Annotated in this window: 26 protein-coding genes and 1 tRNA gene; 16 read left to right on the top strand and 11 right to left on the bottom strand. The window is 67.2% G+C overall.

From position 1 onward, the window contains the following. The first annotated feature begins 19 nt into the window (after window positions 1-19). Window positions 20-883, top strand: a complete 864-nt coding sequence (locus tag DTPSY_RS09990; protein ID WP_015913487.1) for a YbgC/FadM family acyl-CoA thioesterase — start codon at window positions 20-22, stop codon at window positions 881-883. A 59-nt stretch (window positions 884-942) separates the two neighbouring features. On the opposite strand, the gene ygfZ is transcribed toward DTPSY_RS09990, so the two are convergent. Continuing rightward, window positions 943-1,878 (bottom strand): CAF17-like 4Fe-4S cluster assembly/insertion protein YgfZ, encoded by a 936-nt coding sequence (ygfZ, locus tag DTPSY_RS09985; protein WP_015913486.1) that lies wholly within the window; start codon window positions 1,876-1,878, stop codon window positions 943-945. Between the two features lie 45 nt (window positions 1,879-1,923). On the opposite strand from ygfZ, the gene mltG reads away from it, so the two are divergent. The 6 genes from mltG to DTPSY_RS09955 all read left to right on the top strand — a co-directional run bounded on the left by mltG (window position 1,924) and on the right by DTPSY_RS09955 (window position 6,512). Beyond that, complete coding sequence (gene mltG, locus DTPSY_RS09980) at window positions 1,924-2,925, top strand: endolytic transglycosylase MltG (protein ID WP_041838850.1); 1,002 nt, start codon at window positions 1,924-1,926, stop codon at window positions 2,923-2,925. Beyond that, window positions 2,922-3,575, top strand: a complete 654-nt coding sequence (tmk, locus tag DTPSY_RS09975) for a dTMP kinase (protein WP_015913484.1) — start codon at window positions 2,922-2,924, stop codon at window positions 3,573-3,575. Before mltG ends, tmk begins: the two co-directional genes overlap by 4 nt. Beyond that, window positions 3,572-4,570 carry a DNA polymerase III subunit delta' gene (locus DTPSY_RS09970; RefSeq protein WP_015913483.1) on the top strand — a complete coding sequence of 333 codons (999 nt, stop codon included), beginning with the start codon at window positions 3,572-3,574 and terminating at the stop codon, window positions 4,568-4,570. Before tmk ends, DTPSY_RS09970 begins: the two co-directional genes overlap by 4 nt. A gap of 16 nt (window positions 4,571-4,586) precedes the next feature. Beyond that, on the top strand, window positions 4,587-4,946 hold the full coding sequence (locus tag DTPSY_RS09965; protein WP_011804989.1) for a PilZ domain-containing protein: 360 nt from the start codon (window positions 4,587-4,589) through the stop codon (window positions 4,944-4,946). Between the two features lie 73 nt (window positions 4,947-5,019). After that, window positions 5,020-5,829 (top strand): TatD family hydrolase, encoded by an 810-nt coding sequence (locus DTPSY_RS09960; RefSeq protein WP_015913482.1) that lies wholly within the window; start codon window positions 5,020-5,022, stop codon window positions 5,827-5,829. Next, window positions 5,826-6,512 (top strand): ankyrin repeat domain-containing protein, encoded by a 687-nt coding sequence (locus tag DTPSY_RS09955; RefSeq protein ID WP_015913481.1) that lies wholly within the window; start codon window positions 5,826-5,828, stop codon window positions 6,510-6,512. The genes DTPSY_RS09960 and DTPSY_RS09955 overlap by 4 nt, the downstream gene beginning before the upstream one ends. A 122-nt stretch (window positions 6,513-6,634) precedes the next feature. On the opposite strand, the gene msbA is transcribed toward DTPSY_RS09955, so the two are convergent. Beyond that, window positions 6,635-8,419, bottom strand: coding sequence for a lipid A export permease/ATP-binding protein MsbA (gene msbA / locus DTPSY_RS09950; RefSeq protein WP_015913480.1), 1,785 nt, complete (start codon window positions 8,417-8,419; stop codon window positions 6,635-6,637). Between the two features lie 121 nt (window positions 8,420-8,540). Here msbA and tolB point away from each other — a divergent pair, with 121 nt between their 5' ends. The 6 genes from tolB (at window position 8,541) to DTPSY_RS18075 (ending at window position 12,931) form a co-directional block, all read left to right on the top strand. Further along, complete coding sequence (tolB, locus tag DTPSY_RS09945) at window positions 8,541-9,863, top strand: Tol-Pal system beta propeller repeat protein TolB (RefSeq protein ID WP_015913479.1); 1,323 nt, start codon at window positions 8,541-8,543, stop codon at window positions 9,861-9,863. Window positions 9,864-9,902: 39 nt separating this feature from the next. Then, window positions 9,903-10,445, top strand: coding sequence for a peptidoglycan-associated lipoprotein Pal (pal, locus tag DTPSY_RS09940; RefSeq protein WP_011804994.1), 543 nt, complete (start codon window positions 9,903-9,905; stop codon window positions 10,443-10,445). Next, window positions 10,445-11,230 (top strand): tol-pal system protein YbgF, encoded by a 786-nt coding sequence (gene ybgF / locus DTPSY_RS09935; RefSeq protein ID WP_015913478.1) that lies wholly within the window; start codon window positions 10,445-10,447, stop codon window positions 11,228-11,230. The genes pal and ybgF overlap by 1 nt, the downstream gene beginning before the upstream one ends. Next, window positions 11,227-12,009, top strand: coding sequence for a tRNA threonylcarbamoyladenosine dehydratase (locus tag DTPSY_RS18080; RefSeq protein ID WP_094766844.1), 783 nt, complete (start codon window positions 11,227-11,229; stop codon window positions 12,007-12,009). The genes ybgF and DTPSY_RS18080 overlap by 4 nt, the downstream gene beginning before the upstream one ends. 48 nt (window positions 12,010-12,057) lie before the next feature. Beyond that, a tRNA-Lys gene (locus tag DTPSY_RS09930) sits at window positions 12,058-12,133 on the top strand. Between the two features lie 645 nt (window positions 12,134-12,778). Further along, the gene (locus DTPSY_RS18075; RefSeq protein WP_011805007.1) at window positions 12,779-12,931 is read left to right on the top strand and encodes a DUF3096 domain-containing protein; all 153 of its coding nucleotides are present in this window, start codon (window positions 12,779-12,781) and stop codon (window positions 12,929-12,931) included. Between the two features lie 6 nt (window positions 12,932-12,937). On the opposite strand, the gene DTPSY_RS09925 is transcribed toward DTPSY_RS18075, so the two are convergent. Together DTPSY_RS09925 and gloB are read right to left on the bottom strand one after the other, a co-directional pair. Then, window positions 12,938-14,452, bottom strand: coding sequence for a transglycosylase SLT domain-containing protein (locus DTPSY_RS09925; protein WP_015913476.1), 1,515 nt, complete (start codon window positions 14,450-14,452; stop codon window positions 12,938-12,940). Beyond that, window positions 14,449-15,228, bottom strand: a complete 780-nt coding sequence (gene gloB / locus DTPSY_RS09920) for a hydroxyacylglutathione hydrolase (protein WP_015913475.1) — start codon at window positions 15,226-15,228, stop codon at window positions 14,449-14,451. Before gloB ends, DTPSY_RS09925 begins: the two co-directional genes overlap by 4 nt. Between gloB and DTPSY_RS09915 the strand changes: the two genes are divergently transcribed. Both DTPSY_RS09915 and rnhA read left to right on the top strand, forming a co-directional pair. Further along, on the top strand, window positions 15,227-16,006 hold the full coding sequence (locus DTPSY_RS09915) for a class I SAM-dependent methyltransferase (RefSeq protein ID WP_011805010.1): 780 nt from the start codon (window positions 15,227-15,229) through the stop codon (window positions 16,004-16,006). The two genes, gloB and DTPSY_RS09915, sit on opposite strands and share 2 nt — an antisense overlap. Window positions 16,007-16,044: 38 nt before the next feature. Next, entirely contained in the window at window positions 16,045-16,491 is a 447-nt protein-coding gene (gene rnhA / locus DTPSY_RS09910) for a ribonuclease HI (RefSeq protein WP_015913473.1), read from the top strand. A 26-nt stretch (window positions 16,492-16,517) separates the two neighbouring features. Here rnhA and DTPSY_RS09905 read toward each other — a convergent pair whose 3' ends face one another. The 4 genes from DTPSY_RS09905 to moaA all read right to left on the bottom strand — a co-directional run bounded on the left by DTPSY_RS09905 (window position 16,518) and on the right by moaA (window position 20,153). Beyond that, window positions 16,518-16,853: a thioredoxin family protein gene (locus DTPSY_RS09905; RefSeq protein WP_011805012.1), complete on the bottom strand. Its 336-nt coding sequence runs from the start codon at window positions 16,851-16,853 to the stop codon at window positions 16,518-16,520. Window positions 16,854-16,935: 82 nt separating this feature from the next. Continuing rightward, window positions 16,936-18,294, bottom strand: a complete 1,359-nt coding sequence (gene moeA, locus DTPSY_RS09900; RefSeq protein WP_015913472.1) for a molybdopterin molybdotransferase MoeA — start codon at window positions 18,292-18,294, stop codon at window positions 16,936-16,938. 26 nt (window positions 18,295-18,320) lie between these two features. Beyond that, a complete protein-coding gene (gene mobA, locus DTPSY_RS09895) occupies window positions 18,321-18,956 on the bottom strand; it encodes a molybdenum cofactor guanylyltransferase MobA (RefSeq protein WP_015913471.1) in 636 nt (211 codons plus the stop codon). 60 nt (window positions 18,957-19,016) lie between these two features. Continuing rightward, window positions 19,017-20,153: a GTP 3',8-cyclase MoaA gene (gene moaA / locus DTPSY_RS09890; protein WP_015913470.1), complete on the bottom strand. Its 1,137-nt coding sequence runs from the start codon at window positions 20,151-20,153 to the stop codon at window positions 19,017-19,019. 146 nt (window positions 20,154-20,299) lie between these two features. Between moaA and DTPSY_RS09885 the strand changes: the two genes are divergently transcribed. Beyond that, window positions 20,300-21,142: a type IV pili methyl-accepting chemotaxis transducer N-terminal domain-containing protein gene (locus tag DTPSY_RS09885; RefSeq protein ID WP_015913469.1), complete on the top strand. Its 843-nt coding sequence runs from the start codon at window positions 20,300-20,302 to the stop codon at window positions 21,140-21,142. A 391-nt stretch (window positions 21,143-21,533) separates the two neighbouring features. On the opposite strand, the gene DTPSY_RS09880 is transcribed toward DTPSY_RS09885, so the two are convergent. The 3 genes from DTPSY_RS09880 to DTPSY_RS09870 all read right to left on the bottom strand — a co-directional run bounded on the left by DTPSY_RS09880 (window position 21,534) and on the right by DTPSY_RS09870 (window position 25,795). Then, window positions 21,534-22,094: a DUF2889 domain-containing protein gene (locus DTPSY_RS09880; protein WP_015913468.1), complete on the bottom strand. Its 561-nt coding sequence runs from the start codon at window positions 22,092-22,094 to the stop codon at window positions 21,534-21,536. Between the two features lie 75 nt (window positions 22,095-22,169). After that, on the bottom strand, window positions 22,170-23,603 hold the full coding sequence (locus DTPSY_RS09875; RefSeq protein WP_015913467.1) for an aldehyde dehydrogenase family protein: 1,434 nt from the start codon (window positions 23,601-23,603) through the stop codon (window positions 22,170-22,172). A 107-nt stretch (window positions 23,604-23,710) separates the two neighbouring features. Then, a complete protein-coding gene (locus tag DTPSY_RS09870; RefSeq protein WP_015913466.1) occupies window positions 23,711-25,795 on the bottom strand; it encodes a sodium-translocating pyrophosphatase in 2,085 nt (694 codons plus the stop codon). Window positions 25,796-25,926 lie beyond the last annotated feature (131 nt).

The raw sequence follows: 25,926 nt of genomic DNA, 5'->3' as shown, positions 1-25,926 counted from the left end.
CCTTCGACGGAAACACGCCATGCAACGCTCTGACTTTCGCTGTTTTCACCGCCTGCGCGTGCGCTGGTCAGAGGTGGACATCCAGAAGATCGTCTTCAATGCCCACTACCTCACCTACGCTGATTGCGCCATGACCGAATACTGGCGCGCGCTGGCGTTGCCGTACGAAACCGGCATGCAGGCGCTGGGCGGCGAGGTGTACCTCAAGAAAGCCAGCGTCGAGTACCACGCCTCGGCCCGGCTCGACGACCTGCTGGACGTGGGCATGCGCTGCGCGCGCGTGGGCACCACGTCGCTGGTGTTCGAGGCCAGCATGTTCGCTGGCGATCGGCTGCTGGTGACCGTGGAACTGGTCTATGTGTTTGCCGACCCCGCCACGCAGACCAAGCGCGCGGTGCCGCCCGCGCTGCGCGCGATGATCGAGCACTTCGAGGCCGGCGGCGAGATGGTGGAGCTGCGCGTGGGCGACTGGGCCACGCTGGGGCGCGACGCCACGGCGCTGCGCACGGCGGTGTTCGTGCAGGAGCAGGGGATTGCGCCCGAGATCGAGCTGGACGCGCTGGACGCCACCGCCGTGCACGCCGTCGCCTACAACCGCCTGGGTCTGCCCGTGGCGACGGGACGACTGCTGCAGGATGCGCCGGGCGAGGCGCGCATTGGCCGTATGGCAGTGGACCGCGTGTTGCGCGGCCAGCGTTGGGGCCGCATGGTGCTGGACGCACTGGTGCAGGCGGCACGCGCGCGCGGCGACGCGCAGGTCACGCTGCATGCCCAGTGCAGCGCCGAGGCGTTCTACCGCCGCGCAGGTTTTGAGGCCGTAGGCCAACCGTATGAGGAGGCGGGCATTGCCCACATCACCATGCGGCGCAGTCTGCAGGGCTGACGGCTTCTTTATTGATAGCTGCTAGCGCTTGTCAAATAAGCGCTAGCGCCTGTTTTTGCTTATATGTCTTCCAGCAGCGCGTAGGGCAGCGGCAGCAGCGTGAGCGCCACGCCATCCGCGGCGCCCACCCGCAGGGCGCCGCCCGTGGCTGCGATCTGCAGCGACACCAGCGCATCCACGCCGCCGGTGGGTGCGGTCGCAACCTGCACCACCGTGCCCACGGGCTGTTCGGCGTCACCGTCGGCAAACACTTCAGCACCCACGGCCACGGCCGACGGAGCGTGCGCCAGGTAAGTGCGCCGCTTGAGCGTGCCGCGGAACTGGCTGCGCGCCACGACCTCCTGGCCGGGGTAGCAGCCCTTCTTGAAGTTCACGCCGCCCACGGATTCATAGTTCAGCATCTGCGGCACGAAGGCCTCGACCACGGGTGCGGTCAGGGTGGCGATGCCGCTGCGCACCTCGCTCCACAGCCACAGCGCTTCGGTCAGGGCTGCGCCAGCGGGCGCGGCGCTGCCAGCGGGCGCTACCCACAGTGCGCGCGGCTGCCCTTCGGCGGGGTAGAGCTGCACCACGCTGGCATCCCCCACATCGGCCTTGGCCCAGGGCTCGCCAGCGGGTAGCACGGCGCGGGCGGCGTCGCCCAGCAGGCCGTACAGCGCAAAGTCGCCGGTGGCATCGGTCAGCTTGGCCTTGGCGCGCATCACGAACATCGACAGGCGCTTGAGCGCGGGCGCCAGCAGGTCGCGGGCGCAGACCAGTAGTACCTCGGCCTCGCTGCGCTTGAAGGCGATGAAGCTGGCCTGCATGCGGCCTTTGACGGTCAGGAACGCCGCCAGGCGGGCGTGGTGCAGATCCAGCAGCGCGAAGTCCTGCGTCAGCTGGCCGTGCAGGAACTTGGCGGCGTCTTCACCGGCCACGCGGATCACGCCAAGGTGGGACAGGGGGACTACGCCGTCCGCAGGCAGGGACGGGGGCACTGGCATGGAGTCGGTCATGGCTGAATTATGATGCCCGGCTTCTTTCATACAGGCTGCAGGGTTGTGCGTCGTTTCCTCGCATTGGTGTTGCTCATCGTGATCGCCGTGGGCGCTGTGGCCGCCTGGTGGCTGCAGGCGCCGTTGCCGGTGCGCGCGGACGTGCCCGCCGGCCAGCCGCTGGAGCTGGAGATCGAGCCTGGCACCACGCCACGCAGCGTGGCCCGCGCGGTGGTGCGGTCGGGCATGGCCACGGATGCAGACGTGCTGTTCCTGTGGTTCCGGCTGTCGGGCAAGGACCGCGAGATCAAGGCCGGCAACTACGAGATTCCCCAGGGCACCAGCCCCTACGCGCTGCTGCAGAAGCTGGTGCGCGGCGAGGAGGCATTGCGCGCCGTCACGCTGGTGGAAGGCTGGACCTTTCGCCAGGTGCGCCAGGCGCTGGCGCGGGCCGAGCAGCTCAAGCCCGACAGCCAGGGCCTGAGCGACGCGGACATCATGGAGCGCCTGGGCCGCGCGGGCGTGCCCGCGGAGGGGCGCTTCTTTCCCGACACCTACACCTATGCCAAGGGCAGCAGCGACATTGCCGTGCTGCGTCGCGCGCTGCACGCCATGGACCGGCGTCTGGACGCGGCCTGGGCGCAGCGCGCGCCGGACACGCCGCTCCAATCCGCCGACCAGGCGCTGATCCTGGCGAGCATCGTCGAGAAGGAAACCGGCCGCGCCGAAGACCGCGCGCAGATCGCCGGCGTGTTCAGCAACCGCCTGCGCGTGGGCATGCTGCTGCAGACCGACCCCACGGTGATCTACGGCCTGGGTGAGAAGTTCGACGGCAACCTGCGCCGCCGTGACCTGACCGCCGACACCCCCTACAACACCTACACACGTGTGGGCCTGCCGCCCACGCCGATTGCCATGCCCGGCAAGGCGGCGCTGTTGGCCGCGGTGCAGCCCGCGCCCACCAAGGCGTTGTACTTCGTGGCGCGCGGCGACGGTTCCAGCCACTTCAGCAGCACGCTCCAAGACCACAACCGTGCGGTGAACCGCTACCAACGCGGCCAGAAATGACCAACGGCGCATTCATCACCTTCGAGGGCATCGACGGCGCGGGCAAGTCCTCGCACATCGACGCGCTGGCCCAGGCGCTGCGCGCTGCGGGGCATACCGTGACCCTGACGCGCGAGCCTGGCGGCACACCGCTGGCCGAGAAGCTGCGCGAGATGCTGCTGCACGACAGCATGGACGCGCTGACCGAAACGCTGCTGGTGTTTGCCGCGCGGCGCGACCATCTGCGCTGCGTGATCGAGCCGGCGCTGGCACGCGGCGAGGTGGTGTTGTGCGACCGGTTCACCGATGCCACCTTTGCCTACCAGGGCGCAGGGCGCGGCTTCGATCTGGAGGTGCTATCGTATATGGAGCGCCTTGCGCAGACTGGTGTTGGTCTGCAGCCTGATTTGATGCGAAACCCGGACCTCACGCTGTGGTTCGACGTGCCACCTGAGGTGGCCGCGCAGCGCCTGTCTGCCGCGCGCGCGCCCGACCGCTTCGAGTCGCAGCCCGTGGAGTTCTTCACCCGCGTGGCGCGCGGCTATGCCGACCGCGCCGCGGGAGCGCCGCAGCGCTTTGCGCGCATCGACTCGTCGCAGCCGCGCGAGCAGGTTGCCGCGCAGCTGCGTGCCGTGGTGGCCGCACGCGGCTGGCTGGCGCAGACGCCATGAGTGCCACGGTCGCCCCCTGGATCGCCGCGCAGCGCCAGGCGCTGCTGGGCCAGCGCGGCCACGCGTGGCTGCTGCAGGGCCCGTCCGGCCTGGGCCAGTACGCGCTGGCGCTGGAGCTGGTGCGCGCCTGGCTGTGCGATGCGCCCACCGCGCATGGCGCCTGCGGCCAGTGCGCCAGCTGCCATGGCATCGATGTGCATACGCATGCCGACCTGTGCGTGCTCATGCCCGAAACGCAGGCGCTGGCCCTGGGCTGGCCGCTGCCCGAGAAGGCGCAGGCCGAGATCGAGGACAAGAAGCGCAAGGCCAGCCGCGAGATCCGCGTCGAGGCCATGCGCGACGCGGTGGAGTTCGCCCAGCGCACCAGCGGGCGCGGCCGCGGAAAGGCCGTGCTGGTCTACCCGGCAGAGCAGATGAACCATGTGACGGCCAACGCGCTGCTCAAGACGCTGGAGGAGCCTCCGGGCGACGTGCGCTTTGTGCTGGCCACCGAGGCCGCGCACGAACTGCTGCCCACCATCCGCAGCCGCTGCCTGGGGCACACCCTGCAGTGGCCCGATCCGGCCCAAAGCCAGCAATGGCTGGTAGAGCAGGGCGTGCCCGCGGACGCGGCCGAGGCCCTGCTGCGCGCCGCCGGCGGCCGGCCTGACGACGCACTGGCCCTGGCGCGTGCGGGCCGCAGCCCGCAGACCTGGGCGCTGCTGCCCAAGGCCGTGGCGCGCGGCGACGTGTCGGCGCTGGCCGGGCTGGAACCCGCACAGGCCGTAGATGCCTTGCAAAAGCTCTGCCACGATCTGCTGGCGCAACGCGTGGGTGCACAGCCGCGCTATTTCTCGCCCGCCGACTTGCCCGCGCCGCCCGGCGTGGGGCCGCTCACGCGTTGGTCGCGCGCCCTCGCCAAGGAGGCGCGCACGGCCGAGCACCCCTTCAACGCCGGCCTGATGCTGGAGTCGCTTGTGGCGCAGGCGCGCCACACACTAAACTCGCGCCATTGAAAGCCTTCTACGACCTATGAGCAGTCCCTCCACAGCGCCGCGCCCCAGCGTCATGCAGCTGAACATCAAGGAAAAGGCCGCGCTGTACGCGGCCTATATCCCGTTCTTCGAAGAGGGCGGCATCTTCGTGCCCACGGCGCGCGAATACAAGCTGGGCGATGATGTGTACGTGCTGCTCACGCTGCCCGACGACCCGCAGCGCTACCCCGTGGCCGGCCGCGTGGCCTGGGTGACACCCGCGCGCGCCGCGGGCAACCGCACGCAGGGCGTGGGCATCCAGTTCCCCAAGGACGAGAAGTCGCGCCAGCTCAAGCACAAGATCGAGGAAGTGCTGGGCTCGGCCCTGGCGTCTGAACGGCCTACGCAGACCATCTAAGGGCAACCCTTCGCGGGCCCCGCAGGATGCCGACCGCGCCCGCCGGTCGGCATTTTTGTTTTTCGAGACCACCATGTTTGTCGATTCCCACTGCCACCTGAACTTTCCCGAACTCATCAGCCAGTTGCCGCAGATCCGCCAGGCCATGGCCGAGGCGCAGGTGGACCGCGCGCTGTGCATCTGCACCACGATGGAGGAGTTCTCCGCCGTGCACGCGCTGGCGACCGGCTATGACAACTTCTGGGCCACGGTTGGCGTGCACCCCGACAACGAAGGCGTGACCGAGCCCTCTGTGCAGGACCTGCTGGAGCGCGCAGCGCTGCCGCGCGTGGTGGCCATCGGGGAGACGGGGCTGGACTACTACGGCATGGACGACCGCAAGGGCGGCCGCAGCATCGCCGACCTGGAGTGGCAGCGCGAGCGCTTTCGCACGCATATCCGCGCCGCGCGCGCGGCGGCCAAGCCGCTGGTGATCCACACGCGCAGCGCTTCGCAGGACACCCTGGCCATCCTGCGCGAAGAGGGCGAGGACGGTGCGGGCAACCGTGCGGGCGGCGTGTTCCACTGCTTCACCGAGACCGCCGAGGTGGCCCGCGCGGCGCTGGACCGGGGCTACTACATCTCGTTCTCGGGCATCGTCACGTTCAAGAACGCGCAGGACCTGCGCGACGTGGCTGCCTTTGTGCCCATGGACCGCCTGCTCATCGAGACCGACAGCCCGTATCTGGCGCCGGTGCCTTACCGGGGCAAGACCAACAACCCGTCTTATGTGCCCTATGTCGCCCAGCAGCTGGCACAGGTGAAAGGGCTGAGCGTCCAGCAGGTGGCCGAGGCAACCAGCCGTAACTTCGAGCAACTTTTCTTGAGCAAGGAGGCAGTATGAAGAGCCTGTTGCGGCGTCGCAGCGCCCTGGCGTGGCTGGCCGCGGTTGCCGCCGGCACCGCGGGGCTGGCGCATGCCGGCGCGTACGACGATTTCCTGCGTGCCATCGCGCGCGACGATGCCGCCACGGTGGCTTCGCTGCTGCGCCGCGGGTTTGACCCCAACGCGCGCGATCCCAAGGGGCAGCCCGCGCTGATCCTGGCCCTGCGCGAGGAAGCGCGGCAGGTGGCCGAGGTGCTGATCGCCGCCAAGGGGCTGAAGGTGGAGGAGCGCAATGCCAAGGACGAAAGCGCGCTGATGATGGCCGCGTTGCGCGGCAATCTGCCCGCTGCGCGCGGCCTGATCGCGCGCGAGGCGGACGTCAACAAGACCGGCTGGGCGCCGCTGCACTATGCCGCCGCGAGCACCACGGCCGATGCCGCGGCCATGGTGGCGCTGTTGCTGGAGCATCACGCCTACATCGACGCCGCATCGCCCAACGGCACCACGCCGCTGATGATGGCCGTGCGCTACGGCACGGCGGATGCGGCGCGCCTGCTGATCAGCGAGGGGGCCGACCCATCGCTGAAGAACCAACTGGGCCTGTCGGCCGTGGATTTCGCCCTGCGCGCCGACCGGCAGGACATGGTGCAACTGGTGGCGGAGGCCGTACGCCGCCGCCAGCCGGACCGCGGGAAATGGTAGGCCCTTGGGCGCGTAGCTATGAATAACGGAGCTGCTGGCGCTTGTCAGTTGGCAGTTTCAGGCCAAAAGAGTGCCGAATCGCTTGCAGGGTAAGCGCAAGCAGCTATTGTTTTTGGTAGGCGTCACGCGCCGCCATGTGCGCGCAGGCGCGCGTACAGGCCGCCCCGGGCCAACAGCTCCGCGTGGGGGCCCTGCTCGACGATGCGCCCTTGCTCCATGACCACCACGCGGTCCGCGTGTTCGATGGTGGAGAGACGGTGGGCAATTACCAGCGTGGTGCGCCCCTGCATGAGACGCTGCAGGGCCTGCTGTACCAGGCGTTCGGACTCGGTATCCAGTGCCGAGGTGGCCTCGTCGAGGATGAGCACCGGAGCGTCGCGGTAGAGCGCCCGCGCGATGGCCAGCCGCTGCCGCTGTCCGCCCGACAGCTGCGTCGCGTTGTGTCCCACCACGGTGTGCATACCCTGCGGGAGGCTGGCCACGTACTCGGCGAGGTTCGCTGCGTCCAGGCAGTGCTGCACACGTTGCTCGTCCACGGCAGCGCCCAGCGCCACGTTGGCGGCGACGCTGTCGTTGAACATCACCACGTCCTGGCTCACCATGGCGAATTGCGCGCGCAGGCTGGGCAACGCCCACTGGTCGGTCGCCACGCCGTCCAGCAGCACCTGGCCGCTGCTGGGGCTGAGAAAGCGCGGCAGCAGGTTCACCAGCGTGGTCTTGCCGGCACCGGAGGGGCCGACGAACGCCACCACTTCGCCCGGGCGGATGTCCAGGCTCACGGCGTCCAGTGCGGGCGCCTGGTCGGGCCGGAAGGACACGGTCACGTTGCGCAGGGCAATCGCCCCCTGGGCGCGCTGCGCGGTGTGCGTGCCGCCTGTCTCGGCCGGCGCCTCGTGCAGCAGGGCCAGGCCCCGTTCCAGCGCCGCCACGCCGCGCGTGATGGGGTTGGCGATGTCGGCCATGCGGCGGATGGGCGCTATCAACATCAGCATCGCCGCGATGAACGAGGCGAAACCGCCCACGGTCACGTCCTTGGCACCGTTGCCATGGCTTTGCCACAGGGCGATGCAGATCACGGTGGACAGCGCGCCCGCGGACAGCAGCTGCGTGGTGGGCGTCATGGCGGCCGAGGCGATCGTGGATTTGATGGCCAGGCGGCGCAGGCGCTGGCTCAGCGTGTCAAAGCGCGCGGCCTGCTCGGTCTGGGCGCCGTGCAGGCGTACCACACGGTGGGCCAGTACGTTCTCTTCGACCACATAGGCCAGGTCGTCGGTGGCCTGTTGGCTGCTCTTGGTGATCTTGTACAGGCGCCGCGAGAGCGTCTTCATCACCCAGGCCACCCCCGGTACCAGCACGGCCACGATCAGCGTGAGTTGCCAGTTCAGGTAGATGAGATAACCCAGCAGGGCGACCAGCGTGAAACCGTCGCGCGATAGGCCCAGCAGCGCCTGGACCAGCGAGGTGAACCCGGTCTGCACCTCATACACCACGGTGTTGGACAGTGCGCTGGCCGACTGGCGATGGAAAAGCCCCATGTCCGCAGCCAGCAGCCGCTCGAACAGCGCCGTGCGCAGGCGCAGCATGCCCTCGTTGGCGATGCGCGTGAGGGCGTACTGTCCCGTGAACTGGGCCAGCCCACGAACCAGGAAGACGCCGATGATGGCCACGGGAACCATCCAGAGCTCCAGCGATCCTTCTGTAAAACCCTGGTCCAGCAATGGTTTGAGAAGCGCGGGAATCAATGGCTCGGTAGCGGCCGCGACGATCGTCGCCACTACCGCCATGGTCCATGCCAGCCGCTGGTGACCGAAGTACGGATGGAGCCTGCGCAACCGCTCCCACAGCGAAAGAGACTGCGGAGCTTGCTGCAAAGTGGTCTTTGGCGCGCTATGATTCGAATCTTGCATGAGGGGCGGATTCTACGTTTCGGCTATTGCAGACCGGCACAGTTTGTCACATGGCACGCTACGCTATGTGTAACATGCGAGGCTCTGTTTGCCGGCATTTGACGGTTATTCGATGGTTCCAATGACTATTGACCGCATCCCCAATACCCTTTCCTTCCGCACGGCTCTGCCGCAGCTTTCGCGGCGCCACGCCGTTGCAGCCTTGGCTGCCAGCTCCTCCCTTTCAGCGCTTGCGCAGTTCCGTGTGGAAATCACGGGCGTAGGCCTGACGCAACTGCCCATTGCGATTGCACCGTTCCGTGGCGAACCGCAGTCGCCGCAGAAAATATCCGCCATCGTCCAGGCTGACCTGGAGCGCAGCGGGCGCTTTTTGGGTGTGGATGCGTCGGGTGTCGCGCTGGATGAATCGTCCCGTCCCGATCTGTCCCTGTGGCGTCAGCGCAAGGCCGACGCACTCACCTCCGGCAGCATCACGCGCTTGGCCGACGGCCGTTTCGACGTGCGATTCCGCTTGTGGGACGTGGTCAAGGCGCAGGACCTGGGCGGCCAGAGCTTCGTGGTCACGCAGGCCGACCTGCGTCTGGTGGCGCACCGCATTGCCGACTTCGTCTACGAAAAACTCACCGGCGAGCGCGGTATTTTCTCCACCCGCATTGCGTATGTGACCAAAGCCGGCTCGCGCTACAGCCTCTGGGTGGCCGATGCGGACGGCGAGAACGCGCAGTCAGCGCTTTCCAGTCCTGAGCCGATCATTTCTCCCGCATGGGCGCCCACCGGCACCCAGCTGGCTTACGTATCGTTCGAGTCGCGCAAGCCGGTGGTGTACGTGCATGACGTGGCCACAGGCCGCCGCCGTTTGATCGCCAATTTCCGTGGCTCCAACAGTGCCCCTGCTTGGTCGCCCGATGGCCGTACCTTGGCCGTGACCCTCAGCCGCGACGGGGGCTCGCAGCTCTACACCATCGACGCCAACGGCGGTGAGCCGCGCCGCCTGATGCAAAGCAGCGGCATCGACACGGAGCCCGTGTTCTCCAGCGACGGCCGCAGCATCTACTTCGTGAGCGACCGTGGAGGTTCGCCCCAGGTGTACCGCGTGGCAGCCAGCGGGGGAGGCGCGGAGCGCGTGACCTTCAACGGGTCCTACAACATTTCACCCAGTATCAGTCCCGATGGTCAGTGGTTGGCCTACATTTCCCGCGTGGGCGGCGCCTATAAGCTGCACGTGATGGATTTCAAGTCGGGCAGCGTGACGGCGGTGACCGACACCTCCGCCGATGAGAATCCCAGCTTTGCTCCCAATAGCCGCCTGATCGTCTACGCCACGCAGCAGCAGGGTCGCGAAGCCCTGATGACCACCACGCTGGACGGCAAAATCAAGGCGCGTCTGGCGGGGCAGGGTGGGGATATCCGCGAGCCCGACTGGGGCCCGTTCCAGAACAAATAAGTTTCCGTTTTTCGAACAACTGCTCTTCAGGAGTCATTAATGAACCGTTTCCCCTTCAAGCGCGTGTCCCTGGCGCTTTCCATCGTCGCCCTCATGGCAGGTTGCAGCTCCGGCGTCAAGCTGGACGATGTGCCGGTCGAAGACCGCGGCGCTACGTCCACCGCCCCGGGCGCCAACTCGGGCAGCACGGGCCAAAGCGGCGTGGCTCCTGTGGACCTGTCCCAGTCGGGGCGCGACGCCGCGGGTCCCGTTGGCGTGGCGCGCGTCATTTACTTCGACTTTGACAGCTTCATCGTCAAGCCTGAGTTCCAGTCCGTGCTGGAGGCCCATGCTCGCTTCATGAAGGCGTCTTCCGCCCGCAAGGTCGTGCTGGAGGGCCATACCGATGAGCGCGGTGGTCGCGAGTACAACCTGGCGCTGGGCCAGAAGCGCGCGGAAGCCGTGCGCCGCTCGTTGGGACTGCTGGGCGTGCAGGACGCGCAGGTGGAGGCGGTGAGCTTTGGCAAGGAAAAGCCGGCGGTGCAGGGCCACACGGAAGACGCGCACTCGCAAAACCGCCGCGTTGAGCTGTCGTACCGTTGATGGCGCGCGTGTCTTTGCTCCTGTGCCCGCGGGCACTGGGCGCGGCGGCGCTGGCCGCCGCTGCCTGCTGGTCGACCCCCAGCTATGCATTATTCGAGGACAGCGAGGCGCGCCGTGCCATCCTTGAGATGCGCCAGCGTGTCGATGCATTGACGCAAGCCAGCCAGCGTGCGGGTGAACGGTCCGGTGATGAGGTCTCGCAACTACGGCGCAGCCTGCTCGACCTACAGATGCAAATCGAGGCATTGCGCACTGAACAGGCGACTCTGCGTGGTCAAAACGAGCAGTTATTGCGCGATGTCGCAGAGCTGCAGCGCCGTCAGAAGGACATGGCGCAGGGTGTCGATGAGCGTTTGCGCCAATTTGAGCCCGCGACGGTGACGCTGGACGGGCGCGAATTCCGGGCTGATCCTGCAGAGAAGCGTGATTTCGAGGCGGCCTTGGCGCTCTTCCGTGCAGGTAAGTTCGGTGAAGCGTCCAACGCTTTCAGCGGCTTCGTGCGCCAGTATCCACAGTCCGGCTATGTGCCGTCTGCCCGGTTTTGGCTGGGCAATGCACAGTACGCCACGCGTGATTACAAAGAGGCCATTAACAACTTCAAGGCTCTGTTGTCGGCGGCGCCAGACCATGCGCGCGCTCCCGAGGCGGCCCTCTCGATTGCCAATTGCCAGATCGAATTGAAAGATACGCGGGCTGCGCGCAAGACCCTGGAAGACTTGCTGCGCGTTTATCCGCAGTCGGAAGCAGCAGCCGCTGCGAAGGAACGACTGGCGCGCCTGAAGTGATCACACCCGTTCACGACACGCCAGACTTGGAGCGGCGCTTCGCAGGGCTGGAACGCCTGTTCGGGCATGAGGGCGCCGCACGCATTCGGTGCGCGCATGTTGCTGTGGTCGGAATTGGCGGCGTGGGTTCTTGGACAGCAGAGGCACTCGCGCGCAGCGGCGTCGGAGCGCTCACGCTGATTGACCTGGACCATGTAGCCGAGTCGAACGTCAACCGGCAAATTCACGCTCTGACCACAACCATAGGCCAAGCCAAGGTACGCGCCATGGCCGAGCGCATTGCCCTGATCAATCCGGCATGTCGGGTGAACTGCGTTGAAGAGTTCGTGGATGCACAGAACTGGCCCACTCTGTTGCCATCTTCGGTGGATGCACTGGTGGATGCATGCGACCAAGTAAACGCCAAGGCCGTAATGGCAGCTTGGGCCGTCTCCACGCGGCTGCCTTTCGTCACGGTAGGTGCTGCCGGGGGCAAGCGTCACGCATATAAAGTCGAGGTAGAAGATCTGGCGTTTACCACGCACGATCCTCTGCTGGCCCAGCTGCGCTATCGCTTGCGCAGGAACCACGGCGCGGCCCGAGAAGGCCGCAAAATCGGTGTCACCTGCGTCTATAGCAAGGAAGCGGTATCAAAGCCACACGCGTCTTGCGGCGTCGGTGAAGGCGACGGATCCCTGAATTGCCATGGTTATGGCTCATCGGTCGCCGTCACGGCCACATTTGGTCACTGTGCAGCGGGATGGATTCTCGACAAGTTGGCGGAAAGGTCGAAGACCTAAAAATCACGCTATAATCTTTAGCTTTGCTACCGAGAGGTGGCAAAGGTTGGGACGTTAGCTCAGTTGGTAGAGCAGCGGACTTTTAATCCGTTGGTCACAAGTTCGAATCTTGTACGTCCTACCAAGTTTCAAAGGCTCTGTAGCGATACAGGGCCTTTTTGTTTTGCTTGGCCAATTGTGAGGGTAGGGGTGCTCCAACGTTTTGCCTACCAATAGCTCCATGATCAGCATAGCAGGCACCCATGAACTGGCTGCTTACCCTTGTCGCTGTGCTAGCGATGAGTGGTACAGCGTCGTTCTACTCCACGGTACGAGTTTCAATCAGTCCGGTAACAATGGGGTACTTCTAAAATGCCTCGACGTTCATCCACATTTCCAGCCATGAAGACTCTGCTTGCCATTGCGGTTGCTGCATTCACGCTTTCCGGTTGCGCGGTCTATCACGACCATTACGACAACCGTGGAGCGGGTCCCAAGAGCCACCCGCACGGGTGCCCTCCCGGTCAGGCGAAAAAAGGCAACTGCTGATGTGACGCCGCGCTTCGCGCCGTATCGGACCTTTTTTGGGAAAGCTCGGTGTGGCGCAAGAGAGGGCAAAAATGCGGGCCCCCGGCCCTCTGCGGCAGATTACGGCGTGCCCAGGCGTTGGTTCGGTCGGTCAGGGCGCGCCAAGTGCGCCTTGCGCCCCGGGATCACCGCTAAAGTGATGGGCTAGGCGGCGCGCTCAGCGCGAGTGCTTTCCTTCCTCCCGCATCCCGGCAAAGTTCCCATGACACTTCACCTCAGCATTGGCCCCCTGGTTTCCCTCATCGCAGGCATCCTGATTCTGATCATGCCCAAACTGCTCAACGTGATCGTTGCGCTGTACCTGATCGTGATGGGCATCCTCGGCCTGTTGGGTATGCACACGCTGCGTTTCTAGCCGGGCTTACCGTTTGCGTTTCGACGGTGTGCCGCCCTTGCGTGTGGGCGCACCGGCCTTTGCCGAGCGGACTGTCGCCCGGCTGATGGGTTGTTTCGCGCTGGTGCGCGCCAGCGAGGTCGCGGCAAGCCGCACGGGCAGGTACATCACGACCTGTTCTCCGGGCTTGAACTTGCTGGAGGTCTTCACGTCGTTCCAGTCGGCAACGTCTGCGGTGCTGACCTTGTAGCGCCGTGCGATGCTGGCCACGGTGTCGCGCTTGCCCGCGCGCACCGTGGTGCGCCGCGTCACGATTTCAGGCGTGAAGCTGACTTGGCCGTTGTCGGCGAGATGACCCGGGACGTCTGCGCGCATGGTGGCTGCGCGGGGCACCATGAGGGCCGAGCCGGCCTTGATCATCATGCGTGGTGGAATGCCATTCACCTGACGCAAATCGTTTTCGCTCATGCCCGTGCGTTGCGCCGCGGTGGAGACGCTCATCGTGTTGGGTACCGTCCATACCGTCCAACTGGCGTATTGGCCTTCGGTGTAGGCCTCCAGATTCTTGCGGAACACCTGGGCGTTTTCCCAGGGCAGCAGGATCTGCGGCATGCCCGCCGCAAGGATCACGGGCTTGTGCAGCGACGGGTTCAGGGCGCGGAAATCCTCGAGGCGTACGCCGGCGAGACTGGCTACCAGGGTGACGTCCATGTCGCGCGTGATCTCCACGCTCTGAAAGTACGGATGGTTCTCGATCAACGGCAGCTCGGTGCTGAACTTGTCGGGATTAGCCACGATGTTCTTCACGGCCTGCAGTTTGGGAACGTACATGCGGGTTTCGGCGGGCATCGTCAACTCGGTGTAGCGCGTGCCCAGACCCTGTTTCTCGTTGCGCGCGATCGCGCGGGCCACGCTGCCTTCTCCCCAGTTGTAGGCGGCCAGGGCCAGATGCCAGTCGCCGAACATGCCGTAGAGCTTCTGCAGGTAGTCCAGTGCCGCGCGCGTGGACGCCAGCACATCGCGCCGGTCGTCGCGGAAGGCGTTCTGCTTCAAGTCGAAGTAGGTTCCCGTGGCCGGCATGAACTGCCACATGCCCGCGGCCTTGGCGCTGGACACTGCCTGAGGGTTGAAGGCGCTCTCGATGTAGGGCAGCAGCGCCAGTTCTGTGGGCATGCCCCGGCGTTCCAGCTCTTCGACGATATGGAACAGGTACTTGCTGGAACGCTCGGTCATGCGCTGCATGTAGTCGGGGCGCGCGGCATACCACTGTTCCCGGTCGCGTACCAGATCGGTGTCCAGGTCGGGCATGGAAAAGCCGCGCCGGATGCGGTCCCACAGATCGGCTGGCGCGCTGACGCCAGCCACTGTGTGGCCGCTGGCGGCGCTCGCCGTGATGGGCTGCAATGGCCCCGACGGATACAGCGGCGTGTGGCTGGCAGTAGTGGGGTCGGTGGTGGATGCGGCGTTGTCCGTAGGGGCAGTGGTCGCGCAACCGGTCAACCACAGCAGGCTTGCCAGCCCCAGGATGTGCAGAAGTCTCATCGAAATTCGTTTTTCCATTGGCGCAGCGCGGCCAGTACGGCTGCGGGTTCGCGCGGGTCTATGAGGGCGTCGAAGCCGTGGGCGGCTTGGGCTACCGTAGCAACGCGCGTGCGCAGAAAAGGGTTGATGTCGCGCTCGATGGCAATGCGCGACGGCAGTGTGGGCTGATCCGCGCGGCGCCGGGACTCGCATTCGGTGATGTACTGGAGTAGCGCAGCGTTATGGGGTTCCACCGCGCGGGCGAACTTCAGGTTGGACAGCGTGTATTCATGGGCGCAGCATACGCGGGTGTTGCCGGGCAATGCAGCCAGCGTATCCAGCGAGGCCTGCATTTGCGTGGGCGTGCCTTCAAACAAGCGCCCGCATCCACCTGAGAACAGCGTATCCCCGCACAACAGCAGGGGCTCGCCTTCCATGTCCGCACAGTAGTAGGCGATATGCCCCGCCGTATGCCCCGGCACGTCCAGCACGGAAAACGTGAGGCCTAGCACCTGAAGAGTGTCGCCGCCCGACAGGCGGATGAGGGGCTCGGGCATGGGCTCCGTGGCAGGGCCATACACGGTTGCGCCCGTGGCTTCGCGCAGGGCGTTCACCCCGCCCACGTGGTCGCCATGGTGGTGCGTGACTAGAATCGCTTCCAATGGCAGCCCCATGCTGCGCAGCGCCTGCAACACGGGTTCTGCATCGCCGGGATCCACAACGACCGCACGCTGCGCGTCGTACAACATCCAGATGTAGTTGTCGGCGAAGGCGGGCAATGGCAGCAAGTTCTTCATGACCGGCGAAATTATAGGTTTGCACCACTGGTTCGATACTGCCCCTGGCCGCTACCTGCTGGCCTGGGAGCAGGAGCGTTACGACGAGCTGGTGGCGGACATCTTCGGCTACCACGCGCTGCAGCTGGGCATGCCGGGCCTGCAGGCATTGCGCAGCAACCGCATGCCGCACCGCTGGCTGGCCGTGATGCCGCCGGAGTTGCTGCTAGAGCGTAGCGATGCGCAGGAGCCACCGGCGCTGCTGGCGGATGCGGTCGCGCTGCCGTTTGCCGAGGCCAGCCTGGACCTGCTGGCGCTGCCCCACACCCTGGAGCTGAGCGTGGACCCGCACACGGCGCTGCGCGAGGTGCACCGCGTGCTGGTGCCAGAGGGCAAGGTGGTCATCAGTGGACTCAACCCGCTCAGTCTGTGGGGGTTACGGCAGCGGCGATCGCGCCTGTACCAGCGCTGTGGCGCAGGGGGGCGGTTGTTCCTGCCGGACGTGGGGGAGTTCATTTCGCCCGGGCGCCTGCGCGACTGGCTGCGCCTGCTTGGCTTTGAGCTGGAATCCATGAGTTTCGGCTGCTACCGGCCCGCCGTGGCCGGCGACCGCTGGCTGCAGCGCTACGGCTGGATGGACGCACTGGGCGCGCGCTGGTGGCCGATCTTCGGGGCCGCGTATGTGATCGTCGCCGTCAAGCGCGTGCAGGGCATGCGCCTGTTGGAGCCTTCGTGGCGCAAGGCGCCGCAGGCGGCTGCCGCGCAGGTGCAGGTAGCGCGGCGCCATGGCCCGGGCTGAGGCGACGGGCCATTTTCTTTATTTCTGGGAGCTATTTTTTGAATCAGGTGGTGATCTATACCGACGGTGCGTGCAAGGGCAATCCGGGCCCCGGCGGTTGGGGGGCAGTGCTACGTTCAGGCACGCTGGAGAAAGAGCTGTTCGGTGGCGAATTGGGAACGACCAACAACCGCATGGAACTGATGGCCGTGATCCAGGCGCTGGGCGCGCTCAAGCGCCCCTGCCAGGTGGCGTTGTACCTGGACAGCCAGTACGTCCGCCAGGGCATCACCGAGTGGATCCACGGCTGGAAGAAAAAGGGCTGGCGTACGGCGGCCGGCCAGCCCGTGAAGAACGTGGAGCTGTGGCAGCGCCTGGACGAGCTGGCGCACCAAGCGGGCCACCGCATCGAATGGCACTGGGTGCGCGGCCATGCAGGCGACCCTGGCAACGAGCGCGCCGACATGCTGGCCAACAAGGGTGTGGAGCAGGCGCTGGGCCGCTGAGAGCGGGTTCCGGGCCTTGCGGGTAATCAGCCGGTGGTGGCGGTGATGCCCTGCACCGCTTCATGGATGCTCTGAGCCGTCTGCGGGCGCACCAGCCGTGCCGTTTCGCGCCCGTCGCGCAGGAACACGAGCGTGGGCCAGAGTTTCACGCCAAAACTGCGGCCCAGGCGCTGGCCGGGGCCGTCCTCCACCTTGACGTGGCGCACATCGTCCCGGTCTTCGAGGGCCTGCTCGATGAGCGGCTGGGCGCGCTGGCAGTGGCCGCACCAGGGCGTACCGAACTCCAGCACGGTGGGGCCCAGCCACTGGTCCACCGTTTCACGCGAAGGCGGCTGAGCGAGATGGGTGGCGGCAAACGGCATGGCGGCTCCTGCAAGGACGGCGATGGGGGCAGGGTAAGGCTGCGGCGCACGCGGCCAAGCCGGCCGCCGCTGCGCGGGCGTGTCAGATCACGCCGTCAAACATCATCACATCAACCATGTCGCCAGGGGCCACGTTGCCCTGGCCGTGGTGCAGCACGATGAGGCCGTTGGCTTGCACCATGGAACTGAGCACCCCTGAGCCCTGGTTGCCCGTGGTGCGCACCTGCAACGTGCCGTCCGCGGCCGTGGTGACCAGGCCGCGCTGGTATTCGGTGCGGCCGGGTTTCTTGCGCATGGCCTCGGTGCTGACGGCGCGCAGCAGTGGCGGTGCGCTGCGCGTGCAGCCCATCATGCGCAGCAGCGCGGGGCGGACGAAAGCCAGGAAGGTGACCATCACCGCCACCGGATTGCCCGGCAGGCCGAACAGCACGCTGCTGCCGTCTGCACTCTGAATGCTTCCATTTTGATAGCTGTTAACGCTTGATGGACGAGCGTTAGGGCCGGATTTGGCTTGTAATTCAGGCCGAAGGCGGCCCACCGCCATCGGCCGGCCCGGGCGCATGGCGATGCGCCAGAACGCCACGTCGCCCAGCTGCTTCATCATGGTGCGCGTGTGGTCGGCCTCGCCCACGCTCACCCCGCCGCTGGTAATGATGGCGTCGGCCTCCGCGGCCGCACGGCGGAAGGCGGCTTCCAGCAGTGTGGGCTCGTCGCGCACCACACCCAGGTCGATCACCTGGACGCCCAGACGTGTCAGCAGGCCAAAGACCGTGTAGCGGTTGCTGTCGTACACCGCGCCCTCGCGCGGTGGCTCGCCCAGGCTGAGGATCTCGTCGCCCGTGGAGAAATAGGCCACGCGCACCCGGCGGTACACCGTCACCGTTTTTAGACCCAAACTGGCCACCAGGCCAATAGCAGCAGGCGCTAAAAGCTCTCCTTTTGATAGCGCTACGCGGCCTTGCATGAGGTCTTCCCCCAGCAGGCGGCGGTTGTCGCCCCGGCGCAGCACGTCGGGTGCGATGCGGATGTGGCCGTCGGGCTCGGCAGTGGTGAACTCCTGCGGCACCACGGTGTCCAGCCCTGCCGGCATGATGGCGCCGGTCATGATCTTCACGCACTCGCCTGCGGCCACGGTGCCGGTCCAGGCGGCGCCGGCAAAGGCTGTGGAGCCCACCGGGCGCAGCACCAGCGGTTGGCCGGGCTGCAGTTGGGCGCCGTCGAAGGCGTAGCCGTCCATGGCCGAGTTGTCGTGCGGCGGCACGCTGACGGGCGAGACCACGTCCCGCGCCAGCACGCGGCCCAGGGCGTCGAAGATGCCGACTTCTTCGGTGCGGGTGACGGGCGCGACCAGGCGCTCCAGGAAGGTGTTCACATCGGCGGCACGCAGCGCCTGCGGGTCGTAGCCCTGCAACTCGGCGGCGATCTGGTCAATGGTTTTCATGCGGTATGGGCAAGGAGGGTTGCAGCTCAGCGGTGGCCCAGGCCTTCCAGGGCGTGCAGCTCGGCCAGGGTGTTGGCGTTGTAGAAAGCATGCGGGTCGTCTCCCGGCTGGTCGAACGCAACCACGGCGCAGGCGTGCTGTTCGGTCCAGCGGTCGATCTTGCGCCCGCCGCCCTGCGTGAAGCGCACCAGGCTCTCCAGCAGCGTCACGCGCAGCAGGCAAAACACCGGCTGGGTGCGCACGCGCACGGTGCCATCGCGCTCGTCGGCCTCGGGTGCCGCTGCCATGGCAATGTCGGCGCCCTCGCGCGTGGCGGCCTGGGCCAGGCGTGCGGCAAGGTCTGGCGGGAACAGCGGTGTGTCGCAGGGCACGGTGAGCAGCCAAGGGGTCTCGCAGCGCTCCAGCCCTGTGAGAAAGCCCGCCAGCGGGCCTGCGTAGTCGGCAAGGCCATCAGGCCACACCGGCACTCCGAATGATTCATAGGCCGCCAGGTTGCGATTGGCGTTGATCATCACGTCGCCCACTTGCGGCTGCAGCCGCATCAGCGTGTGCAGTGCCAGGGGCAGGCCGCGGAAGTTCTGCAGGCCTTTGTCCACCCCGCCCATGCGGGAGCCGCGGCCGCCGGCGAGGATGAGGCCTGTGATGTCGTGGGTGTCGATCATGGGAAAGAAGAAGGGTGGTGAACGGCGCGCCGGGGCCGGTCCGTGCGACGCGGCGGCGGCTCAGCCGCCGATGTAGCTCATCTCGATGCGCCGCTGGCCGCCGCCCGTCTCGGGTGGCAGGCTGGCGCGCAGCTCGGAATAGCGGTCGCCGCGCCCCTGCCAGATGTGGGCGATGGCGGCGCTGATCTGCGCGTCGCCGGCGCTGCCGCGCAGCAGGCTGCGCAGGTCCCAGCCTTGCGAGGCAAACAGGCACAGGTACAGCCGCCCCTCCATGGACAGGCGCGCGCGGTTGCAGTCGCCGCAGAAGGCCTGCGTGACGCTGCTGATCACGCCCACTTCGCCCAAGCGCGGGTCGTGGCGACCGTCGGGGCCGGCGTAGCCCCAACGCTTGGCGGTCTCGCCGGCGGACTGCGCGGCCAGCGGCACCAGCGGCAGCTCGGCCTGCAGCCGCGCGATGACCTCGGCGGAGGGCAGCACCTCATCCATGCGCCAGCCGTTGGTGGCGCCCACGTCCATGTATTCGATGAAGCGCAGCGTGATGCCGGTGCCGCGAAAGTGGCGCGCCATCGCCGGGATCTCGTGGTCGTTGGTGCCGCGCTTGACCACCATGTTGACCTTGATGTGCTCCAGGCCCACCGCCTGCGCGGCCTCGATACCGGCGAGTACGTCGGCCACCGGAAAGTCCACGTCGTTCATGCGGCGGAACACGTCGTCCTGCAGGCTGTCCAGGCTCACGGTGACGCGCCGCAGGCCCGCGGCCTTGAGGGCGCGCGCCTTGCGCGCCAGCAGCGATCCATTGGTGGTCAGCGTGAGGTCGGGCACGCGGCCCTCCAGCGTGCGCAGTTCCGCCAACTGGGCAACCAGGTTCTCCAGGTCCTTGCGCAGCAGCGGCTCACCGCCGGTGAGGCGGATCTTGCGCACCCCATGCGCCATGAACAGGCGCGCCAGCCGCGTGATCTCTTCAAAGCTCAGCAGGTCGCTGTGCGGCAGGTAGCGGTAGTGCTTGTCGAACACTTCCTTGGGCATGCAGTAGCCGCAGCGGAAGTTGCAGCGGTCCGTCACGCTGATGCGCAGGTCGCGCAAGGGACGGGAGAGCGTGTCCTGCAGCAGTCCGGTAGCGGGTGCCGCGGCCAGGAGCGCAGGGGGCTGCAGCACCTTGCTGCGCTGGTCCACGAGGGGAATGACACGTTCAGCCATGGCGAAATTGTGCCCCATCGGCGTCGTAGGGGTATGGCGGCCGTCCGCTAAATTGATGTTGATCAATCTGCTGTCACGGCAGCGACATGAGGTGCCTTTGACCAGTGTCATAGGGGGCGCGGGAGGGCGATTTGAGAATACGGCGCATGCAGAACCAACGCCCAGTCCCCACCCCTCCCTCCGTCGCCGCCTGCCGGCGTGGCCGCCGCACCGCTGTGCGCGCGCTGGCCACCGTGTTGCTGGTGCCGGCCCTGCCGCTGTCGGCCCAGGCGCGCATGGCCCTGGCCACGGCCATCAATCGCACGGCGCGCTTTCGGGCGCTGTCCCAGCGCACGGCCAAGGTTTACGGCCAGCTGTACCTGAACGTGGGTGCCGCGCGCGCCCGCGATGCGCTGGAACACACCCGCCGGCAGGTGCATTCCGGCTTTGAGGACATGGACCGCCAGAGCTGGCCGCCCGAGGTGGCGCGGCTGCTGGCGGACGTGCGCCGCAACGCGGACCGCCTGGACGCGCTCACGGCCCAGGCGCCGACGAAGGAGGGCTTTCAGGCCGTGTCGGCCCAGGCTGACCAGATGCTGGCTGCCGCCAACACCACCACCGAGGCCCTCGAGCGCCTGGCCCAGGCGCCCACGGCACGCCTGGTCAACACCGCCGGGCGCCAGCGCATGCTGTCGCAGCGCCTGGCCAAGAACTATGAGCTGTTGGCCGCCGGCCTTGACAGCCGCACGGTGCGCGAGCAGATGACGGGCGACGCCGATGAGTTCCAGCGTGCCCTCGCGCAGTTGAACAAGGCTCCCATCTCCACCCCGGCCATCCGCTCGGCACTGGAACTGGGCCAGGCGCAGTGGGTGTTTTTCGAGGCCGCCCTCAAGCGCCAGCCAGACCCGCGCGGCCTGGAAAACGTGGCCACCACCAGCGAGCGCCTGCTGGAGGTTACGGACAGCTTGACTTCGCTGTACGAGGTGGCCCTGCAGGACGTGCTGGGCTGACCCCTGCGGCCACAAGAGCAACTGCGTGTCTCATCGGCGCGGCGCCCGGCTGCGCCGCCTTTCCCAGGGGAGGGAAGGCCGACGTGGCTGGGCTGGTTGCCCTGCTGGGCAGCAGCTGTGGCGCGCGGGACACGGCCTTGGCTCGACCGCCCAGTCGCGAGTCCCCTGCGGATGTGCCACACCCTCTGCACTTTGCTAACCAGGGGCTGGCGGAGGCCGTCCGTCGGACCGAGCCGTTCAAGCGCTATTCATCCTCCGCGAGTGGCCGGATGGTGAACCTGAGCTGGGCGCCAGCACATGCTGTCGATCTAAATCAGGCCTATGGGCAAAAAGTGCCTCTAGCGCCCGTGCAGAAAGCGCGGGCAGCTATTGAATCGGGAGCGGTTGCCGATCAGGCTGCCTTCGGCGTGCGCGGCGCGCGGCCGTAGAACTGCGGGTAGTGCTCCTTCACTCCCTGACCGCTGAAGTCCCAACCCGTGCACTGGCCCAAGTGGCGCGGCGGCTCGTCGCCTTCGTTCTGGAATGCGGCGTGAATCGTCTGGAACGTGGCCGTGGCCAGGTTGAACAGCAGTTCCCGCAGATGGGTGCAACCGGCCACGCCGCCCAGGTGGGTCTGGATGGACTGGCGCCAGCCGCGCGCCATGCTGCAGCCCACCATCGCCTGCAGGGCGCGCTGCGCTTGTGTGCAGCCCGCCAGGGGGTGGGCATCCATGGCGGATTCGATGGCACGCACCACCAGGTCGCGGTCCACGGTGACGCGCAGCCACAGGTGGTGGATGGGTTCGCCCGCGCGGCGCACGCCGTCCGGGTAGCGCAGCGACGGCAGGTCCTGCGGCTTGCTGTCGTGCAGCTCGCCCTCGATGTCCCAGAGCCCGTCCTCGCGCTCGTAACCCTGGTAGGTGACGCGTCGGACATGGCGGGCAGTGCGGGGGGCAGGGGATGACAGAGGCATGGGGTCGAGATGGGAAACGTATCAGCGGCCAAGCGAGCACTGGCGGGGCACCGCAGGGCACGCGGCTCGCAGGGATCAGCCGTGGCGGATGGCCACGGTCTTGAGGGTGGTGAAGCCGTAGAGCGCCTCGAAACCCTTCTCGCGTCCGTGTCCGCTGGACTTCACGCCGCCAAACGGCAATTCGACGCCGCCGGCTGCGCCGTAGTTGTTGATGAACACCTGGCCGCTGGCAATGCGCCGCGCCATGCGGAATTGGCGCGCGCCATCGCGCGTCCACACGCCCGCCACCAGCCCAAAGGGCGTGCCGTTGGCGAGCTCCACGGCGTGGTCTTCGTCGTCGAAGGGCATGGCGGCCAGCACGGGGCCGAAGATTTCTTCCTGCGCCAGGCGGTGCTGCGCCGGTACGTCGCGCAGCAGGGTGGGTGCCTGGTAGAAGCCCGTGTCGGGCGCTTCGTCCACCACGGTGCCCTGCGCGGCCAGGGGAATGCCAGCCACCTGCGCATCGGACAGGTAATCCCACACGCGCTGCTGCTGGCTCTGGCGGATCAGCGGCCCCAGGTCCAGGTCCATGGCGGCGGGGCCCACGCGCAGCGCCTCGAAGGCCTTTGACAGGCGCTCCAGCAGCGGTTCGTAGATCAGGGAATCGATCAGCACGCGCGAGCCGGCCGAGCAGGTTTGCCCAGCGTTCTGCACGATGGCGTTCACGAGCACGGGCACGGCGGCGTCCAGGTCGGCGTCGGCAAAGACGATCTGCGGGCTTTTGCCGCCCAGCTCCAGCGTGACCGGGCAGTGGCGCTCGGCGGCGGCCTGCTGGATCAGCGTGCCCACCTTGGGGCTGCCGGTGAAGCTGATGTGCTGGATGCCGGGGTGGCGCGCCAGCGCGTCGCCGACCTCGTGGCCGTAGCCGGTCACGATGTTCAGCGCGCCGGCAGGGAAGCCCACCTCGACCGCCAACTGGGCCACGCGCAGCAGGGACAGGCAGGCGTCCTCGGCCGGCTTGACCACGCACACGTTGCCGGCCGCCAGTGCGGCGCCCACGCAGCGCCCGAAGATCTGCATGGGGTAGTTCCACGGCACGATGTGGCCGGTCACGCCATGCGGCTCGCGCCAGGTCAACACGCTGAAGCCGTCGGGGTAGGGAATGGTCTCGCCGTGCAGCTTGTCGCAGGCGCCGGCGTAGAACTCGAAGTAGCGCGCCAGGGCGTGTGCGTCGGCCCGTGCCTGCCGGGTGGGCTTGCCGCAGTCGCGTTGCTCGATGGCGGCCAACTCCTCGGCATGCTCGGTGATCTTGGCGGACAGCCGCATCAGCAGCCTGCCACGCTCGGCCGGGGCCAGCTTGCGCCACACGCTGTGGTAGCACTGCTGCGCCGCATGCACGGCGGCATCGATGTCCTCGGCCGTGCCGCGCTGGATTTCGTCGTACGGCTGGCCGTCGGAGGGGTCGATCACGGCAATGGTGCGGCCCGAAGTCGAGGCCACGCCGGCGTTGGCGATGTGGTGGAGCTGCATGGGCCTGATTGTGCGGCAGGCGCGCGCAGCGTGCTGGGCTACGAGCCGGAATGCCGTCCAGCGCCCAAGGGACGGGCGCTGGCAGCTTCTTTTTTGATAGTGCCGGGTCAGCCGGCGTGGAACTTCACCACCAGCGGCACGATGAGCAGCGCCACGATATTGATGATCTTGATGAGCGGGTTGACCGCCGGGCCGGCCGTGTCCTTGTAGGGGTCTCCCACGGTGTCGCCGGTGACGGCGGCCTTGTGCGCGTCGCTGCCCTTGCCGCCGTGGTGGCCGTCCTCGATGAACTTTTTGGCGTTGTCCCAGGCGCCGCCGCCGGTGCACATGCTGATGGCCACGAACAGGCCCGTGACGATGGTGCCCATGAGCAGCCCGCCCAGCGCCTTCGGCCCCAGCGCCAGGCCCACGATGATGGGCACTGCCACGGGGAGCAGGCTGGGAATGATCATCTCCTTGATGGCGGCGCTGGTCAGCATGTCCACCGCGCGGCCGTACTCGGGCTTGGCCGTGCCTTCCATGATGCCGGCGATCTCGCTGAACTGGCGGCGCACCTCCACCACCACGCTGCCGGCGGCGCGGCCCACGGCCTCCATGGCCATGGCGCCGAACAGGTAGGGAATGAGCCCGCCGATGAACAGGCCCACGATGACCATCGGGTCGCTCAGGTCGAAGCGGATCGCCTGGCCGAAGCTCTCCAGCTTGTGCGTGTAGTCGGCGAACAGCACCAGTGCTGCCAGGCCCGCCGAGCCGATGGCGTAGCCCTTGGTCACGGCCTTGGTGGTGTTGCCCACGGCGTCCAGCGGGTCGGTGATGTCGCGCACGCTGCTGGGCAGCTCGGCCATCTCGGCAATGCCGCCGGCGTTGTCGGTGATGGGGCCGTAGGCGTCCAGCGCCACCACGATGCCCGCCATGCTGAGCATGGACATGGCGGCCACGGCCACGCCGTACAGGCCCGCCAGCGTGTACGACACGATGATGGCCGCGCACACGAAGATCACCGGCCAGGCCGTGGAGCGCATGGATACGCCCAGACCCGCAATGATGTTGGTGCCGTGGCCCGTGGTGGACGCCTGCGCGATGTGGCGCACGGGCGAATATTGCGTGCCGGTGTAGAACTCCGTGATCCACACCAGCGCCGCCGTCAGCACCAGGCCGGTGGCGCAGGCGCCGAACAGCCGCATCTGCGCGCCCGTGCCGCCCAGCGCGTTGTCGGGGATGACCCAGGCCGTGACGAACCAGAAGGCGACGAGCGACAACACGCCCGCGATGGCCAGCCCCCGGTACAGCGCGGGCATCACGTTGCGCATGCCCGGGCCGGCCTGCACGAAGAAGCAGCCGATGATGGAGGCGATGATGGAGACGGCCCCCAGCGCCAGTGGGTAGGTCACGGCCGCGACGGGCGCAGCACCCACCAGCAGTGCGCCCAGCACCATGGTGGCGATGAGGGTGACGGCATAGGTCTCGAACAGGTCGGCCGCCATACCGGCGCAGTCGCCGACGTTGTCGCCCACGTTGTCGGCGATCACGGCGGGGTTGCGGGGGTCGTCCTCGGGGATGCCGGCCTCCACCTTGCCGACCAGGTCCGCGCCCACGTCGGCACCCTTGGTGAAGATGCCCCCGCCCAAGCGGGCAAAGATGGAAATCAGCGACGAGCCGAACGCAAAGCCGATCAGCGGGTTGAGCAGCGCCGGCAGGCTGGCCGTGGGGGTGAGCCGGCCATTGCCAACCAAGAACCACGCGAAGGCGGTCACGCCCAGCAGGCCCAGGCCCACCACCAGCATGCCCGTGATGGCCCCGCCGCGGAAGGCAACCTGCAGCGCCGGGCCCATGCCCTGCGTGGCGGCCTGGGCCGTGCGCACGTTGGCGCGCACCGAGACGTTCATGCCGATGAAGCCGCAGGCGCCGGAGAGTACCGCGCCGATGACGAAGCCCACGGCGGTGGTGCCGTCCAAGAACGCCGCAATGAGGATGGCCAGCACGATGCCGACGAAGGCGATGGTCTTGTATTGCCGTGCGAGGTAGGCCGCCGCGCCCATCTGGATGGCGCCGGCGATCTCCTGCATGCGGGCGTTGCCCGCGTCCTTGGAAAGGATCCAGCTGCGTGCCCACAGTCCGTAGGCCACAGCAATCAGTCCGCAAACCAGAGCCAGGATGAGAGGGGCAGTCAGCGCCGAGGTGGAACCAGCCATTCGTTATCTCCATCGGTTGTCAGTTGCACGGAGGGGGAAGCGCAACGCATGGGGAAGTGCTTCCGCTGCGTTGCTTCCTCGTGCCCCGGTGGCGGAGACGATTGGCCAACGCAGCCATTTAACGCGAAACC

The sequence above is a fragment of the [Acidovorax] ebreus TPSY genome (genome assembly GCF_000022305.1).
Lineage (GTDB): Bacteria > Pseudomonadota > Gammaproteobacteria > Burkholderiales > Burkholderiaceae_C > Diaphorobacter > Diaphorobacter nitroreducens.
Note: the sequence above shows the minus strand (reverse complement) of the source record. Positions and strands in the feature narration are given on the sequence as shown.

Bases quoted from the DNA above. Each gene is read 5' to 3' on its own strand.
- DTPSY_RS09990 (WP_015913487.1), top strand. From the start codon at position 20: ATGCAACGCTCTGACTTTCGCTGTTTTCACCGCCTGCGCGTGCGCTGG.
- ygfZ (WP_015913486.1), bottom strand. From the start codon at position 1,878: ATGACCGACTCCATGCCAGTGCCCCCGTCCCTGCCTGCGGACGGCGTA.
- tmk (WP_015913484.1), top strand. From the start codon at position 2,922: ATGACCAACGGCGCATTCATCACCTTCGAGGGCATCGACGGCGCGGGC.
- DTPSY_RS09970 (WP_015913483.1), top strand. From the start codon at position 3,572: ATGAGTGCCACGGTCGCCCCCTGGATCGCCGCGCAGCGCCAGGCGCTG.
- DTPSY_RS09965 (WP_011804989.1), top strand. From the start codon at position 4,587: ATGAGCAGTCCCTCCACAGCGCCGCGCCCCAGCGTCATGCAGCTGAAC.
- DTPSY_RS09960 (WP_015913482.1), top strand. From the start codon at position 5,020: ATGTTTGTCGATTCCCACTGCCACCTGAACTTTCCCGAACTCATCAGC.
- DTPSY_RS09955 (WP_015913481.1), top strand. From the start codon at position 5,826: ATGAAGAGCCTGTTGCGGCGTCGCAGCGCCCTGGCGTGGCTGGCCGCG.
- msbA (WP_015913480.1), bottom strand. From the start codon at position 8,419: ATGCAAGATTCGAATCATAGCGCGCCAAAGACCACTTTGCAGCAAGCT.
- tolB (WP_015913479.1), top strand. From the start codon at position 8,541: ATGACTATTGACCGCATCCCCAATACCCTTTCCTTCCGCACGGCTCTG.
- pal (WP_011804994.1), top strand. From the start codon at position 9,903: ATGAACCGTTTCCCCTTCAAGCGCGTGTCCCTGGCGCTTTCCATCGTC.
- ybgF (WP_015913478.1), top strand. From the start codon at position 10,445: ATGGCGCGCGTGTCTTTGCTCCTGTGCCCGCGGGCACTGGGCGCGGCG.
- DTPSY_RS18075 (WP_011805007.1), top strand. From the start codon at position 12,779: ATGACACTTCACCTCAGCATTGGCCCCCTGGTTTCCCTCATCGCAGGC.
- DTPSY_RS09925 (WP_015913476.1), bottom strand. From the start codon at position 14,452: ATGAGACTTCTGCACATCCTGGGGCTGGCAAGCCTGCTGTGGTTGACC.
- DTPSY_RS09915 (WP_011805010.1), top strand. From the start codon at position 15,227: ATGACCGGCGAAATTATAGGTTTGCACCACTGGTTCGATACTGCCCCT.
- gloB (WP_015913475.1), bottom strand. From the start codon at position 15,228: ATGAAGAACTTGCTGCCATTGCCCGCCTTCGCCGACAACTACATCTGG.
- DTPSY_RS09905 (WP_011805012.1), bottom strand. From the start codon at position 16,853: ATGCCGTTTGCCGCCACCCATCTCGCTCAGCCGCCTTCGCGTGAAACG.
- moeA (WP_015913472.1), bottom strand. From the start codon at position 18,294: ATGAAAACCATTGACCAGATCGCCGCCGAGTTGCAGGGCTACGACCCG.
- mobA (WP_015913471.1), bottom strand. From the start codon at position 18,956: ATGATCGACACCCACGACATCACAGGCCTCATCCTCGCCGGCGGCCGC.
- moaA (WP_015913470.1), bottom strand. From the start codon at position 20,153: ATGGCTGAACGTGTCATTCCCCTCGTGGACCAGCGCAGCAAGGTGCTG.
- DTPSY_RS09885 (WP_015913469.1), top strand. From the start codon at position 20,300: ATGCAGAACCAACGCCCAGTCCCCACCCCTCCCTCCGTCGCCGCCTGC.
- DTPSY_RS09880 (WP_015913468.1), bottom strand. From the start codon at position 22,094: ATGCCTCTGTCATCCCCTGCCCCCCGCACTGCCCGCCATGTCCGACGC.
- DTPSY_RS09875 (WP_015913467.1), bottom strand. From the start codon at position 23,603: ATGCAGCTCCACCACATCGCCAACGCCGGCGTGGCCTCGACTTCGGGC.
- DTPSY_RS09870 (WP_015913466.1), bottom strand. From the start codon at position 25,795: ATGGCTGGTTCCACCTCGGCGCTGACTGCCCCTCTCATCCTGGCTCTG.